Annotated in this window: 11 protein-coding genes; 3 read left to right on the top strand and 8 right to left on the bottom strand. The window is 35.5% G+C overall.

Annotated elements, in window-relative coordinates:
- Positions 1 to 20: 20 nt before the first annotated feature.
- A complete protein-coding gene (locus Q0516_RS00475) occupies positions 21 to 2,012 on the bottom strand; it encodes a UvrD-helicase domain-containing protein (protein WP_294466313.1) in 1,992 nt (663 codons plus the stop codon).
- A 100-nt stretch (positions 2,013 to 2,112) separates the two neighbouring features.
- Between Q0516_RS00475 and Q0516_RS00470 the strand changes: the two genes are divergently transcribed.
- On the top strand, positions 2,113 to 2,799 hold the full coding sequence (locus Q0516_RS00470) for a hypothetical protein (RefSeq protein WP_257479541.1): 687 nt from the start codon (positions 2,113 to 2,115) through the stop codon (positions 2,797 to 2,799).
- A gap of 60 nt (positions 2,800 to 2,859) precedes the next feature.
- Here the strand turns inward: Q0516_RS00470 and Q0516_RS00465 are convergent, their stop codons facing one another.
- Together Q0516_RS00465 and Q0516_RS00460 are read right to left on the bottom strand one after the other, a co-directional pair.
- Positions 2,860 to 3,303, bottom strand: a complete 444-nt coding sequence (locus tag Q0516_RS00465) for a hypothetical protein (RefSeq protein WP_294466307.1) — start codon at positions 3,301 to 3,303, stop codon at positions 2,860 to 2,862.
- A gap of 25 nt (positions 3,304 to 3,328) precedes the next feature.
- Positions 3,329 to 4,441: an aminopeptidase gene (locus Q0516_RS00460; protein WP_294466305.1), complete on the bottom strand. Its 1,113-nt coding sequence runs from the start codon at positions 4,439 to 4,441 to the stop codon at positions 3,329 to 3,331.
- 129 nt (positions 4,442 to 4,570) lie between these two features.
- On the opposite strand from Q0516_RS00460, the gene rimM reads away from it, so the two are divergent.
- Entirely contained in the window at positions 4,571 to 5,059 is a 489-nt protein-coding gene (rimM, locus tag Q0516_RS00455; protein ID WP_294466303.1) for a ribosome maturation factor RimM, read from the top strand.
- An 8-nt stretch (positions 5,060 to 5,067) separates the two neighbouring features.
- Positions 5,068 to 5,736, top strand: coding sequence for a tRNA (guanosine(37)-N1)-methyltransferase TrmD (gene trmD / locus Q0516_RS00450; protein ID WP_294466301.1), 669 nt, complete (start codon positions 5,068 to 5,070; stop codon positions 5,734 to 5,736).
- A gap of 116 nt (positions 5,737 to 5,852) precedes the next feature.
- Here trmD and gltA read toward each other — a convergent pair whose 3' ends face one another.
- The 5 genes from gltA to Q0516_RS00425 all read right to left on the bottom strand — a co-directional run bounded on the left by gltA (position 5,853) and on the right by Q0516_RS00425 (position 14,252).
- Positions 5,853 to 7,250, bottom strand: coding sequence for an NADPH-dependent glutamate synthase (gltA, locus tag Q0516_RS00445; RefSeq protein WP_294466298.1), 1,398 nt, complete (start codon positions 7,248 to 7,250; stop codon positions 5,853 to 5,855).
- Positions 7,243 to 8,091, bottom strand: coding sequence for a sulfide/dihydroorotate dehydrogenase-like FAD/NAD-binding protein (locus Q0516_RS00440; RefSeq protein WP_294466535.1), 849 nt, complete (start codon positions 8,089 to 8,091; stop codon positions 7,243 to 7,245). Before Q0516_RS00440 ends, gltA begins: the two co-directional genes overlap by 8 nt.
- A gap of 8 nt (positions 8,092 to 8,099) precedes the next feature.
- The gene (gene nifJ / locus Q0516_RS00435) at positions 8,100 to 11,642 is read right to left on the bottom strand and encodes a pyruvate:ferredoxin (flavodoxin) oxidoreductase (RefSeq protein ID WP_294466296.1); all 3,543 of its coding nucleotides are present in this window, start codon (positions 11,640 to 11,642) and stop codon (positions 8,100 to 8,102) included.
- A gap of 2 nt (positions 11,643 to 11,644) precedes the next feature.
- The gene (locus Q0516_RS00430; RefSeq protein ID WP_294466292.1) at positions 11,645 to 12,943 is read right to left on the bottom strand and encodes a 4Fe-4S binding protein; all 1,299 of its coding nucleotides are present in this window, start codon (positions 12,941 to 12,943) and stop codon (positions 11,645 to 11,647) included.
- Positions 12,944 to 13,430: 487 nt separating this feature from the next.
- Positions 13,431 to 14,252, bottom strand: coding sequence for an EFR1 family ferrodoxin (locus Q0516_RS00425; protein ID WP_294466289.1), 822 nt, complete (start codon positions 14,250 to 14,252; stop codon positions 13,431 to 13,433).
- Positions 14,253 to 14,259: the final 7 nt, after the last annotated feature.

Genomic DNA, 14,259 nt, shown 5'->3' with positions numbered 1-14,259 from the left:
TAGAAAGCTAAGAGTCTTTTTTATATATTTATTTTATATTCCAAAAGTTCTTCAACGAATGGTGATAAGCTGTTACGATCTACCATTATAAAAAGCTTTTCTTTTGCCCTTGTCATTGCCACATAAAACAGTCTTCTTTCTTCTGCATATAAAAAGTTTTCTTTATTTTTAAGAAGCAATTTTATGAGATTGTCGTCTGTTATATTGCAGGGGAAGCCCATTAGATTATTAAATGTATTTAGAATAAAAACATAGTCGCATTCAAGTCCCTTTGCTTTGTGTACGGTCATGAACTCGATATTCAAGTCCGGTCTTCTTACGACCTTTATATTTACTTCTTTTTCCTCATTTACCATGATTTCTACTTCATCGGTTTTTGAATATCTTAAAATATCTTTTTTATATCTTCCGAGAAGCATTACTTTACTCCCAATCGGAAGAGAATATAATTTTTCCAAGAATAGCTTTGTAAGATTATTTTTATTTGGAGAAGTTAAAAATTCTACCGAAGAAACACCTGCTCTTTTGCTTTTAAGCTCTTTTTTTATTTGATGAGGATTTTGCAGGATAAACTTATTTGATAAATTTGCTATGTTACTGTCAAATCTATAATTGTTTTCTATTAAATATTTTTTAGCTTTATAATCTCTCTCAAAATCAAAGAATATATTGATATCGCTTCCCGTGAAACGAAATATACTTTGATAATCATCTCCTACCGCAAATATTTCACTTTCCGATTTTCTGTAGATACTATCCACTAATCTCATTCTGGAAGAGGAAATATCCTGGAATTCATCTATTAAAATATATTTATAGTCTTTTAAATATAATCCTTTGTTTACATAATCCGTAGCCTTTAAAATCATGTCGTTAAAATCGATTTGATTATTGTAATATAAAATTTTTTCATATGCTTCATAAATCGGAAGTACCAGTTTATAAAAAGATTTAGACCTGATTTCCTCGGCTTTATTGTAATAGTTATCTATTTTTAATACATCTTCGCTTTTTCTTGCTGTAGTCTTCATAAGCGTAATAAAATTAGCTGCCAGTTTTTTTATGAAGGAGATATTATAGGCGAAGACTCTGGATATTTCTTCATCTATATCATCGTATGAAAAATTTCTTTTGACATTATATCTATCTAGCTCCTCATTTAGTTTATTCGCAAATTCATTATTTTCAAAGTCATAAGAATATGTAAATATGCATTTATCTTTAAAATCAGGGTAAGTATTTAAAAACTCTATATAGTAATCATAATTTTTAAGTGCTATTCTTTTGTTTTTAGGATATCCCCATATCGGCTTATTTCCGTCTTTATCGATATAAAGGTTAAATACATATAAATCGTAATCGGGAAGATAAAATCCCGAGCAGAGCTTTCTGAACTCATCTCCTAAGGGGTTTGTCATGAAGTATTCGTAATTTATCTTGTTTAAAAATAAATAGTTGGATATCACATTTTCTTCAAAGGTCATTTTATATTCATTGTCAAGGCTTATGATTGCTTTATCTTTAAGATATTTGTATTCATGTTCCTTCTTATCAAAGTTTTTAAAGGGTACATATTCATGATAGTGGTTTATGAGAAAGTCGTAGAATTCATAATACTTCCCCTTTTTAAGTCTGATATCCAGATACTGGCTGACAAACTTGCTGACTCCGTTCTTATAAAGGGTAACATCATATCCGTCTACACTGTTTATTATACTTTTACCCAGTTTATGAAATGTAAACACATCTATATCTTCATGGGTCACTCTTCTTATTCTTTCCTTAAGTTCATTTGTCGATGAATTAGTAAAGCTTAATATGAGTATATCATCTTTATCCGCTTTCCTTTTTTCAATCAGATATTTGACTCTTGCGAGAAGGGTTGTGGTTTTTCCGCAGCCTGCACCTGCAATTGCAAGTATATTTCTTTCTTCGCTGTTTACACATTCTATTTGGGCTTCATCAAGTTCTTTTTCTTCTATGTTTGTTATTAAATCAATTTGTTCATTCATAAATTTTATTATATCACTTTTATCAGTAACACAAAATAATATTTCTCATATTATATAAGTGTATAACAAATAAGAACATAAACTTAGGAGGATTTAAAAAGTGGAAGAAAGAACATGTAATACTAATACAAGAGGTGTGGAATGTCTAATTGTTGATAAGGTTTATGATGCCTGCTCAAAGAGAGAATGTATTCAAAATATGACATTTGAACTAGCGTTGAATGGAGATATCTCAGAATATACTTTCCTTTATGCACAATTCGGAGAAACCGAAGTTGAACAATATGAAGATGAACCATTCTTCACAGAAATGGATGAATGTCATGCAAGACTAAAATGTGTTGTTGCGGTTCCGATCTATGCTGTACTTAGAAGAAAATGTGACTGTTCAATAGTAGCAGTTGAAGCAAAACCTGTATGCAAGGGATGTGTACAATCAGACAACAAGATCAGAATTCCTGTAAGTACAGTTATGGACTTAAACAGAAAATTCGTAAGACAAGGCAGATTTATTCCTACAGCAGAATGCTTTGTAGAAGCTAACTGTGTAAACAGATCAGGCGGATGTCAAATATCTATGACACTTGGTTTCGTGATCGTAGTAAGTGCTGTATCTAAAGTAAGCTTAAAGGTTCCTACATTCGGATATTGTCCAATACCTGAAGAATGCAGAGAAGAAGAATGTGCACCAAACTTCTGTGAAACATTTCTTAGTGAAGATATTTCAGCATTTAGGGATTTTTTCCCATCTAACAGCTCATGTGACACATGCGAATGCGATGACTAATATCTATTTTTATTAAAACATATTATGTATTAAAAAAACGGGGGATTTTTCCCTCGTTTTTTATATAAAAGTATTTAAATAGTCCGATACATCATCAGGTATTTTGAAATCAAATTCCATTTTTGCAATACTAAGTGTTACGTAATTGATGTCTTTGTAAGTTATTATTTTTGCTACCTGGATAAATTTTGTTGAATTATCTTTATTTCCCGCTTTTTTTGTTTTGTTTTTGTACATAACAAATTCTGCATTCTTTTTTGCATCATTTGGAAGTTCTTTTATTTTCCATTCATCAAGCTTTATAGCCGTTACGAAGTCTTCCATATTGTTATGTCCGGAAATCATATCAACTCTTTTATCATCTACTATTACATCTATCCTATCGCTGTTATTTATAGTATCATCGTAATCATCTATATTAAAACCATTATTTACGTTAAATCCACATCCTGTAAATCCTATTAGTAACAAAGCTGATAATAGTATCACAAATATTTTTTTCATTTTCTTTCCCTCTTTTATATAGGTTTTATTTTAAGTTTTCAGGGTTTAGTCCTTTTAGTTCATCTAATACAAATACTCCGTTTTTTCTAATCAGTACATCGTCAAAATAAATTTCTCCGCCGCCTTTTTCCTCTGTCTGTATCAATACAAGGTCCCAGTGAAGAGATGATTTATTTCCGTTGTCGGCATCTTCATAGCAGCAGCCGGGAGTAAAGTGAATGCTTCCTGCGATTTTTTCATCAAATAGCGTATCAAGCATAGGTTCATTGATAAATGGATTTATGCCTATAGCAAATTCTCCTACATATCTTGCGCCTTCGTCCATATCAAATACGCCGTTCATTCTTTCACTGTTATTTGATGTTGCTTCTATTATTTTTCCGTCTTTAAATGTCAATTTTATATTTTCATATATAAACCCAAGGTGGTCGCTTTTTGTGTTATAAGAAATAGTTCCGTTTACACTGTCTTTGATTGGCGCTGTATAGATTTCTCCGTCAGGTATATTCATATTACCGCAGCATGGGATTGCATTCATTCCTTTTATAGAGAATGTTAAGTCTGTACCCGGACCTTTTATTCTTACCTTATCGGTTTTTTCCATTAGTTCTTTTAATTGCTCTACCGCTTTAGCCATTTTTGAATAATCAAGACAGCATACATCAAAGAAATAATCTTCAAAAGCGTCCTTACTCATCTTTGCACTTTGAGCCATTGAGCCGTTAGGATATCTTAAGATAACCCATTTTGAATTATCTACCCTTTCTCTTAGAACAGGTCTTAAAACAGATGACTGAAGCGAGATATTATCACTTGGAACGTCGCTTAGTTCGCTTGCATTATCCGAACAGCCGATACCTATATATGCATCCATTCCTTTCATTTGATATAATTCGTAGTCGTTTTGAAATTCAAGCTGTTCTTTACATACTCCCATTAAAATTTCTCTATTGATACTTGAGTCGGTAAGTTTTAAATAAGGAAATCCTCCTGCTTTATATACTTCTCTTACCAGTGCTTTTACCAAGTCTCTAGTATTTTCTATTCCTCCGGCATTTATAAGTACTTTTTCGCCTTTTTGAACGTTTGTTGAAAAAGTGACTAGATTATGTGCCAGTTGTTCTATTCTTTTATCCATAAAAAATTATGCCTCCATATATACTAATTTGTTATATATTATTTTACCATATTTTATTAATATTTATTATAGATATGGAAAAGAAATATTTTTTTTGATAGAATATAAAAAAACATAGAGAGTGGTAATATGAAAAATAATGTCGTAATAGGTAAAATATTCAATGTACATGGAATAAAAGGGGAGCTGAAGGTTCATCCATTAACAGATGATATCAATAGATTTAAAATTTTAAAAAAATGTTTTATAAAAAATAAAGAATATGAAGTGTCGGCTGCAAGAATAAATAAAGACCAAATCATCCTAAAGCTTAAAGGGCTTGATGACAGAAACGAAGCGGAAAAATTAAAAAATGAATATGTGGAAGTGCTTAGAGAAGACAGTGTGGGGCTGGAAGAAGGAGAGTATTTTATCGAAGATTTAAAAGGATTAAAAGTATTAAATGAAGAAGATAAGGAAATAGGCGTCATGTCGGATGTGCTTACCAACGCTGCCGTTGATATTTATGTATTTAAAATCGAAAATAGAGAGCAAATGCTTCCTGCTTTAAAAGAGAATATCTTGGAAATAAAAATTGATGAATATATAAAAATAAATTCCAAGAATTTGGTTTATTAGGAGATACTATGATTTTTAATGTACTTACTTTATATCCGGAAATGATAGAAGCCTATAAGGAAATCGGGATTATAGGCAGAGGCGTCAACAGCGGAAAATTACAAATCAATGCAGTAAATATCAGGGATTACTCAAAGGACAAACATAGAAGAGTCGATGATGAAATTTACGGTGGGGGAGCGGGTATGCTAATGAAAGCCGAACCTGTTTACGACTGTGTAAAAGATATAAAAAAGAATAGAGATGTTCCTGTTATTTATTTTTCTCCAAGAGGCAGGACTTTTAACAGCGAGATTGCCAAAGAATATGCAGACCTTGATGAAGTAATACTTTTATGCGGACATTATGAAGGAATAGACCAAAGAGCCGTAGACCTTTGTGTAGATGAAGAGATAAGTATAGGGGATTATATCCTAACGGGAGGACATATTGCTTCAATGGTGTTTATGGATACCGTAAGCAGATATGTAGACGGAGTTCTCGGAAACTGCGAAAGCTATCAAAACGAGAGCTTTGAAGACGGGTTATTGGAGGCGAGTCAATATACGAGACCTGAGGAATTTATGGGTATGAAAGTTCCTGAGGTATTATTATCAGGTCATCATAAAAAAATAGAAGAGTATTATAAGGATGAAGCTTTAAAGGAAACTAAAAAAAGAAGAGAAGATTTGCTTTAGCACTGAAGTATGTTGAATTATAGGGGCGCGGAGTCTGCTTGCAGGTGAAGTGCCCCGTTAAGTGATAAAAAAAGAAACCTTATTATCAAGGTTTCTTTTTATTTAGTACAAATATATTATTTTTCTTTACTTTCAAAATATTTATCTATACCGGCAGCAGCGGTTTTTCCTGCTCCCATTGCTTTGATAACTGTGGCTGCACCTGTAACGGCATCGCCGCCGGCAAATATTTCGGGACGGTTTGTAGCAGCGTCATCATCTGTATAAATCCCGCCTCTTTTATTTTCTTCAAGATTATCCGTAGTTTCTAAAATCAATTTATTTAATTTAGTACCTATCGCCATAATTACGCAGTCTACATCTATGACGTAGTTTGAGCCTTCGATTACGACAGGTCTTCTTCTTCCGGAAGCATCAGGTTCTCCAAGTTCCATCTTAACGCATTCTATCCCGCATACTTGACCTTTTTCATCTCCCAAAACTTTAACCGGATTTGTTAGGTAACGGAAGTCGATTTCTTCTTCCACTGCATGGTGGATTTCTTCCGCTCTTGCAGGTATTTCTGCTGCAGAACGACGATAAATCAAATATACTTCTTCAGCTCCCATACGCTTTGCACATCTTGCAGCGTCCATAGCAACGTTTCCGCCGCCGACAACTGCGATCTTATTTGCTTTTAAGATTGGTGTGTCGTATTCAGGTAGGTATGCTTTCATTAAGTTGATTCTTGTTAAGTATTCGTTTGCTGAACATACACCTATCAGGTTTTCTCCGGGGATGTTCATGAATGAAGGAAGCCCTGCTCCGGTACCTATAAATACGGATTCAAAACCTTCTTCTTTCATTAATTCATCAACGGTTATGGATTTTCCTATAATAGCGTTGGTTACAAACTTAACGCCTTTATCTTCAAGCTGTTTTACTTCAGCCGCTACGATTTCTTTTGGAAGACGGAACTCAGGTATACCGTAAACCAAAACTCCACCTGTCTTATGTAAACTTTCGTATACTGTAACGTCATATCCCTTGTTTATCAAATCCCCCGCACATGCAAGTCCTGCAGGTCCCGCTCCGACAACGGCAACTTTGTGACCGTTACCTTTAACGGGTTCTACCTTTTCATCTTCGTAGTTTGCAGCATGCCAGTCGGCAGCAAATCTTTCAAGACGACCTATTGCAACAGGTTCACCTTTTTTCGCATGAACACATTTCCCTTCACACTGAGTTTCCTGAGGGCAGACTCTTCCGCAGATAGCAGGAAGTGAATTTGTTTCTTTTATTATTTGATATGCTTCCTCAAATTCTCCTTCTGCGATTTTAGCTATAAAATCAGGTATTTTAACCATTACGGGACATCCTGACATGCATGGTTTTTTACGGCATTTAAGACATCTCATAGCTTCATTTATTGCCATTTCTTCAGTATATCCGTTAGCTACTTCTTCAAAATTCTTATTACGAACGTCGGGTTTTTGTTCCGGCATTGGGTTCTTTTCTTTAATTAAATTAATCATGGTAACGAACACCTCCAGTCAAACGGCAAACATGTGCCCTGTCTTCTGCTTCCTGATCGGCATAATATGTACTTCTTTGAATAAGTTCATCCCAGTCGACCAAAGAACCGTCAAATTCGGGTCCGTCAACACAAACGAATTTATTTTCTCCTCCGATGATACATCTGCAGCCTCCGCACATACCGGAACCGTCGATCATATAAGCTGTCAAAGATGCAACAGAAGGTATACCATGTTCTTCGGCAAGTTTACATACAAGCTTCATCATGATAGGCGGTCCTACTGCTACAACCTCATCATATTTATTTCCTTGTTCTATTAATTGTTTAAGTTTATCAGTGGTAAAAGCTTTTTCTCCGTAGGAACCGTCATCTGTAACCATGTATAGGTTATCTGTTCCTTTTCTGAATTCATCTTCTAAGATTACCAGTTCTTTATTTTTAAAACCGGCAATCATATCTACTTCGATACCATGATCGTGCATTCCCGTAGCAAGGGGATATGCAAGAGCATTACCCGAACCTCCGCCTACTACGCATACTTTTTTAAGTCCTTCCATATGAGTAGGTTTTCCGAGAGGACCTACGATATCCGCAAAACAATCGCCTTCTTCAAGCTGATCCATTAACATGGTTGTTCTTCCAACGGTTGCATAAATCAAATCAATCGTTCCGTCTTCTTCGTTATGTCCTGCCATTGTAAGAGGGATTCTTTCGCCGTATTCATCGGTACGAAGGATGATAAATTGTCCCGGTTTGGCTTTTCTTGCAACGAGTGGTGCATATATTACCAGCCAAGTCATATTTTCATTTAATTTTCTTTTTTCGGTAATTTCAAACATCTTCATTTTTAGCATCCTCCTTCCTTTTTATCCATGCTTTTCTTTTGCATGACTAAGTTGTCATACCTATCCATTGCAGCTTCTTCTGCTTTTGTAAATAACTCTTCGGCTCTGTCAGGGAATTTAAGTTTAAGTGAGTTATAACGAACTTCACCCATGATAAAGTCTCTGTAGCTTTGAGTTGGAGCTTGGCTGTCAATAGAAAGAGGATTTTTGCCTTCTGCTTCTAAATCAGGATTATATCTAAGTAGGTTCCAGTATCCTGAACGAACCGCATTTTTCATTTCCAGCATAGATCTGTTCATTCCTGCTTTTACTCCGTGATTTATACAAGGAGCGTAAGCGATGATAAGTGAAGGACCATCATAATTTTCCGCTTCTCTTAAAGCTTTTAGTGTTTGTTCCGGATTAGCTCCCATAGCGATCTGTGCTACGTAAACATATCCGTAAGCCATAGCGATTTGTGCAAGGTCTTTCTTTTTAACTGCTTTACCCGAAGCCGCGAATTTAGCTACAGCACCTATAGGCGTTGATTTAGAAGATTGTCCTCCTGTATTGGAGTAAACTTCGGTATCAAATACCATTACATTGATATTTTCCCCTGAAGCCAGAACATGATCAAGTCCGCCGTATCCAATATCATAAGCCCAGCCGTCGCCGCCGAATATCCATACAGACGGTTTTATAAGCATGTCTTTGTTATCGACAACGTATTTAGCATACTCGTTTGAATCAGCTATCTTTTCACATTCTTCAAGTAAAATTTTACCTGTTGTTTCCGCTGCTTTTGCATCGTTCATTGAAGCTATCCAAGCTTTTGCAGGTACACCGATAGTATCAGTTAATTTCTCAACCGCACTCTTCATTTCGTTTCTTCTGGTCTGCATTGATATAGCCATACCGAAACCGAATTCCGCGTTGTCTTCAAATAAAGAGTTAGCCCATGCAGGACCTCTTCCTTCTTTGTTTACTGTATAAGGAGTACTTGGAGCACTGCATCCCCAAATAGATGAACATCCTGTGGCGTTTGCAATGAACATTCTGTCTCCGAATAATTGAGTAATTAATTTAGCATAAGGTGATTCTCCGCATCCCGGACATGCTCCCGAGAATTCAAGAAGCGGTTGTTTGAACTGAGAACCCTTTACTGTATCTTCCTTGAACGGAAGTTCTTTTTCATCGATATTAGCAAATAGGTAATCGTAATCCTTTTGTTCTTCTTCAACTACGACTGCGTCCGCAGGAACCATTTTAAGGGCTTTATTTCTTGATGGACAAACTTCAACACATAGTCCGCAGCCGCTGCAGTCTAGAGAAGATATTCCTATTGTGAATAAATTATTTTTGACACCCTTCATTTTTACAGCCGTTCCTTCAAAGTCTTCAGCTTCGTTCTTATCAAGAACGAATGGTCTGATAACACCGTGAGGACATACATAAGAACACCAGTTACACTGCATACAGTTTTCATGTAGCCAAACAGGTACGTCCGTTGCTATACCTCTCTTTTCGTAAGCAGCTGTTCCTGCAGGGATCATTCCGTCTGCAGTTGATAAGAAAGTAGAAACCGGTTCTTTATCTCCGTTAAGAGTATTTGTCGGTTTTAAAATATTGTTTAAGTAATCTGTATGTACTTTGTCCCTGCCCACCATTTTTGCTTGAGGTGCATCATCGGGTACATCTTTCCATGAAGCCGGAACTTCTACTTTATGAACATTTTTTATACCTTCGTCTACTGCTGCAACGTTCATATCGACGATTTTCTGACCTTTTTTGCCGTAAGTCTTATTTATTGCGTCTTTCATGTATTTAGCCGCATCTTCGATAGGGATTATATTAGCAAGTTTAAAGAATGCCGCCTGAAGTACGGAGTTCGTCCTTCTTGCACCGAGACCGATTTTCTTAGCAATCGATACGGCATCGCATGTATAGAACTGAATATCGTTTTCTGCGATATATCTTTTAACTTTTGCAGGTAAGAATGTTTCAAGTTCTTCGTCATTCCATACGCAGTTAAGTAAGAAATATCCGCCCGGTTTTACATCCTGTACCATATCGTATTGATTTAGATAAGCTGAGTTATGACAGGCTACAAAATCCGCTTGTTTAACGTAATAAGTCGATTTGATAGGTTTATCACCAAATCTCAAGTGAGATATAGTTACCCCTCCTGATTTCTTTGAATCATATTGGAAATATGCCTGAACCTTTTTGTCTGTATAATCTCCGATGATTTTTACACTGTTTTTATTTGCGCCAACGGTACCATCGGCACCAAGTCCCCAGAATTTACATGCTACGGTACCTTTTGGTGCAACGTTTGGATATTCTTTTGTTGGAAGAGATAATTCGGTAACATCATCAGTAATTGATATTGTAAAGTTGTTTTTTGGATTTTCTATCCAAAGATTTTGATATACTGCTAAGATATCTCCCGGTTGTGTGTCTTTAGAACCCAGTCCGTAACGTCCTCCAACGATTTTAGCATCTTCAAATTTTGTGCCTCTTAAAGCCGAAATTACGTCTAAGTATAAAGGTTCACCGACTCCGCCGGGTTCTTTAGTTCTATCAAGTACAGCTATTTTCTTAACTGTCTTAGGTATTACATTTAAAAGATATTTACTGGAGAAAGGTCTGTATAAATGAACTTCAATGATACCTACTTTTTTACCTTTATCATTGAGGTAGTCAACTATTTCTTCAGCTGCTTCGCAAACAGAACCCATTGCTACGATTATTTCCGTTGCGTCTTCAGCACCGTAATAATTAAATGGTTTATAGTTTGTACCTATTTTTTCATTTACTTTATCCATATATTCAGCGACGATATCAGCTGTTATATCGTAAGCTGTGTTACATGCTTCTCTGTGCTGGAAGAATGTTTCCGGCTGTTCTGCAGAACCCATTGCATGAGGATGAGCAGGGTGAAGTGCTTTTTCTCTGTATGCTTTTACTGCGTTCCAGTCAACCAACTCTTTTAAATCATCATAATCCCAAACTTCGATTTTTTGATTTTCATGTGATGTTCTGAAACCGTCAAAGAAATGAACCATAGGAAGCTTACCTGCTATTGTAGCAAGATGTGCTACCGCAGCTAAATCCATTGATTGCTGTACACTGTTTGAAGCAAGCATTGCAAAACCTGTTTGACGGCATGACATAACGTCTGAGTGGTCTCCGAAGATAGACAGTGCATGACTTGCAAGTGCTCTCGCAGCAACATGGAATACTGTAGGAGCTTGTTCTCCTGCCAGTTTATACATATTAGGTATCATTAGAAGAAGTCCCTGAGAAGCTGTAAATGTTGAAGTATAAGCTCCCGCTGCTATTGCACCGTGAACCGCACCTGCTGCTCCTCCTTCAGACTGCATTTCTACGATTTTAACTTTTTCATCGAATATATTTTTTCTTCCGTCCGCTACCCATTCGTCCATGCTCTCTGCCATAGGAGATGACGGAGTAATTGGGTAAATAGCAGCAACTTCGGAAAAAGCATATGCCACATGAGCGGCTGCTGTGTTTCCGTCCATTGTTTTTAATTTTCTCACCATAATCACTCTCCTTCCCTGATGCCAAGAGCATCTCTTTGCAAGTAGTTATAATCCGGAACTTCTTGTTCAACGATTACGTTTCTTGGACACATGTACTGACATACTTCGCAGTTTTCGCATAAATCACTGTCTATAACTGCATGTGCACCTTCCATATATATTGCTTCGTTAGGGCAGTTTACTTTACAGTCTTCACATCCGATACATGCTGAGTCACAAACTGCTGCTTTATCTTCGTAATCTTCTGTTGAAGAACATGGAACCAGTTTTGTTCCTTTGTATGGTACCATAACGATTAAATCCTTAGGGCAAGCATATGTACAATCTTTACAACCTACGCATTTATCAGGGTCTACTTTAGCAGTACCGTCTACAACGCTTATTGCATCGTATCTGCAGACTTTTGTACAGTTACCCTGTCCCGTACATCCCGTTGTGCAGATATTATAATCTTTTGGATTAACTTTAGCCACTGCTTCCGCACAGTCCGTAATCCCTAAATTTTCATAAACTTCACTTGCTTTTTTGCCTCCGTTACATTTTACAAATGCAACTTTGTCTTTAAGCTCGGTTAAATCATGCATTGTGTCTATGATGATTTTTTTCTTACATTTTACTGTACATGCTACACATCCCACACATTTATCATAGTCAATAACAGCATGATTATCTATGATATCTATAGCTCCTTCGGGGCACGCTCTAACGCAGTCCGAACATGCAATACATCCAAATCCGCAGATTTCTCTTGTCTTCTCGTCATCTTCTTCTTTTGAAGAACATGGGATAAAGTTTGTTGCGTCTCTAGGTATCATAGTAATAATATTTTGAACACAGCTTTCTGCATTTGCACAAGCTCCGCATCCGCTGCATTTTTCTTTATCGATTATTACTCTTCCGTTAGAAAGTGTCATAGCATCAAATTTACAAAAATCGATACATGAACCAAGTCCGACACATCCGTCTCTACATTCTCCTCTTTTAAATCCAAGGTTTACTGCTTCAGCGCAAGATTTCAAGTCCTTAAATCTTTCTTTACCGGCAGAATCCCCGTTACAGAGAATAAAGGCTACTTCATCTTTAACTTCCACAGACTCGGTGCCCATAACTTTAGCAATTTCATCTACTTTATCTTGTGTGCATGCAGGACAAAGCGCGACACTTGCTCCGTTTGCAATAGCTTCGGCACATTCCTGACATGTATCTTTACCACATCCGCCGTAACCACCGCAATTAACGCCCGGCAGAAGCTCTAATATTTTTTTAGCTGCTTCTCCAGCCGCATTATGATTGGTACTCATAATGAATTCCTCCTTTACCTTTACCTACTAAAACTTACTTAAAAATTACAAGGATTATTTTTAATAAAAGTCTAATTTAATCTTACTATCAAGGGTGGTAAAAGTCAATTAAAAAACCGATTTTCCTAAGCTTAGGGATATTTTGTAATTGTGCTTTAATATAATGATGAAACCCCTTTTTATGTTTATTTTTGTTTGTTTATTTGTAAATAAAAAAGTTATTTATAGACTTTATAAAATTAGACAGCATAAATATCTGACTTGTTAAAGTAAAGTGTAAAATGATAAAATATAATTATTAAGTAATAAACATTTAAATTATTAGAGTGGAAGAGTAAAATTATAAAACTGAATTAATAAATATTTCAATTAAAATTAAATTTAAAAGGTTTATATAAAAAAAGAGAATATTTAATAATTCTCTTTTTTATAAATTTTATTAAAGTAAAGTTTTATTTTATGTTTATGATCTATTTAATAAATATTATTAGAAAATTTCATCTTCTGCTCTTCTCACATACATTTCTTCAAGTTCTCTTTTATGGTAAAGGTATCCTTCATCATCATAATACCTTGCATTCATTGGGCATTTTTTTATACAGGCACCGCATTTGATGCATATTCCATTGTATTTTCTTATATCAACTTTATCGATGGAACCCATGGGGCAGACTTCTGCACATAATTTACAGTCATTGCACCTATGGTTTACTTTGGGTAATACTTTTCTTATATCTATTTTATTACCGTTTCTGTCTCTTGGTGTGTAATAAGGTCTTATGGGGTCTTCTCCATTTACTTGTATAGGTTTTTCACTGTATGTATCTAAACTGCTTATTCTCTTGATAATCAAATCTAACATTTTATCCATGATTTTAAAATCTTCATTGTCCGGTCTGTTCTTTGCCAAAATATTTGAAAAAGAATGTTCTCCGACAAAGGCTCCCGCCGCAATGGAGTGAAAATTATTTTTTTCTAAAATGTTTCTCAGTTCTATAAGTGCATCATCGTAATTCCTGTTTCCGAATAAAACTACGGGAACGCATAAAGCGTTATCTCCGCTTATATTATTTGTTAAAAATGGAAGCAGTACATTCGGTACTCTTCCTGCATAAACCGGAGTAGCAAAAATTACCAGTTCGTCATTTTTAAAATCAATAATTTCTTTTCTTTTTTCTTTGGGTGTGAAATTTACAATTCCTAAGTCGATATTTAATTTTTTAGAAATATTCTCGGCTATATATTCCGCTGTTCTTTTTGTAGTGTCTGTTGCGCTGAAATAGACTGCATAAACTTTATTTATTTTCATTTTAATT

The organism is uncultured Anaerofustis sp., assembly GCF_938029165.1.
Taxonomy (GTDB): domain Bacteria; phylum Bacillota; class Clostridia; order Eubacteriales; family Anaerofustaceae; genus Anaerofustis.
This window is presented reverse-complemented; position numbering and strand designations above follow the sequence as displayed.

Bases quoted from the DNA above. Each gene is read 5' to 3' on its own strand.
- Q0516_RS00460 (WP_294466305.1), bottom strand. From the start codon at position 4,441: ATGGATAAAAGAATAGAACAACTGGCACATAATCTAGTCACTTTTTCA.
- Q0516_RS00425 (WP_294466289.1), bottom strand. From the start codon at position 14,252: ATGAAAATAAATAAAGTTTATGCAGTCTATTTCAGCGCAACAGACACT.
- Q0516_RS00475 (WP_294466313.1), bottom strand. From the start codon at position 2,012: ATGAATGAACAAATTGATTTAATAACAAACATAGAAGAAAAAGAACTT.
- Q0516_RS00465 (WP_294466307.1), bottom strand. From the start codon at position 3,303: ATGAAAAAAATATTTGTGATACTATTATCAGCTTTGTTACTAATAGGA.
- Q0516_RS00430 (WP_294466292.1), bottom strand. From the start codon at position 12,943: ATGAGTACCAATCATAATGCGGCTGGAGAAGCAGCTAAAAAAATATTA.
- Q0516_RS00440 (WP_294466535.1), bottom strand. From the start codon at position 8,091: ATGTTTGAAATTACCGAAAAAAGAAAATTAAATGAAAATATGACTTGG.
- rimM (WP_294466303.1), top strand. From the start codon at position 4,571: ATGAAAAATAATGTCGTAATAGGTAAAATATTCAATGTACATGGAATA.
- nifJ (WP_294466296.1), bottom strand. From the start codon at position 11,642: ATGGTGAGAAAATTAAAAACAATGGACGGAAACACAGCAGCCGCTCAT.
- trmD (WP_294466301.1), top strand. From the start codon at position 5,068: ATGATTTTTAATGTACTTACTTTATATCCGGAAATGATAGAAGCCTAT.
- gltA (WP_294466298.1), bottom strand. From the start codon at position 7,250: ATGATTAATTTAATTAAAGAAAAGAACCCAATGCCGGAACAAAAACCC.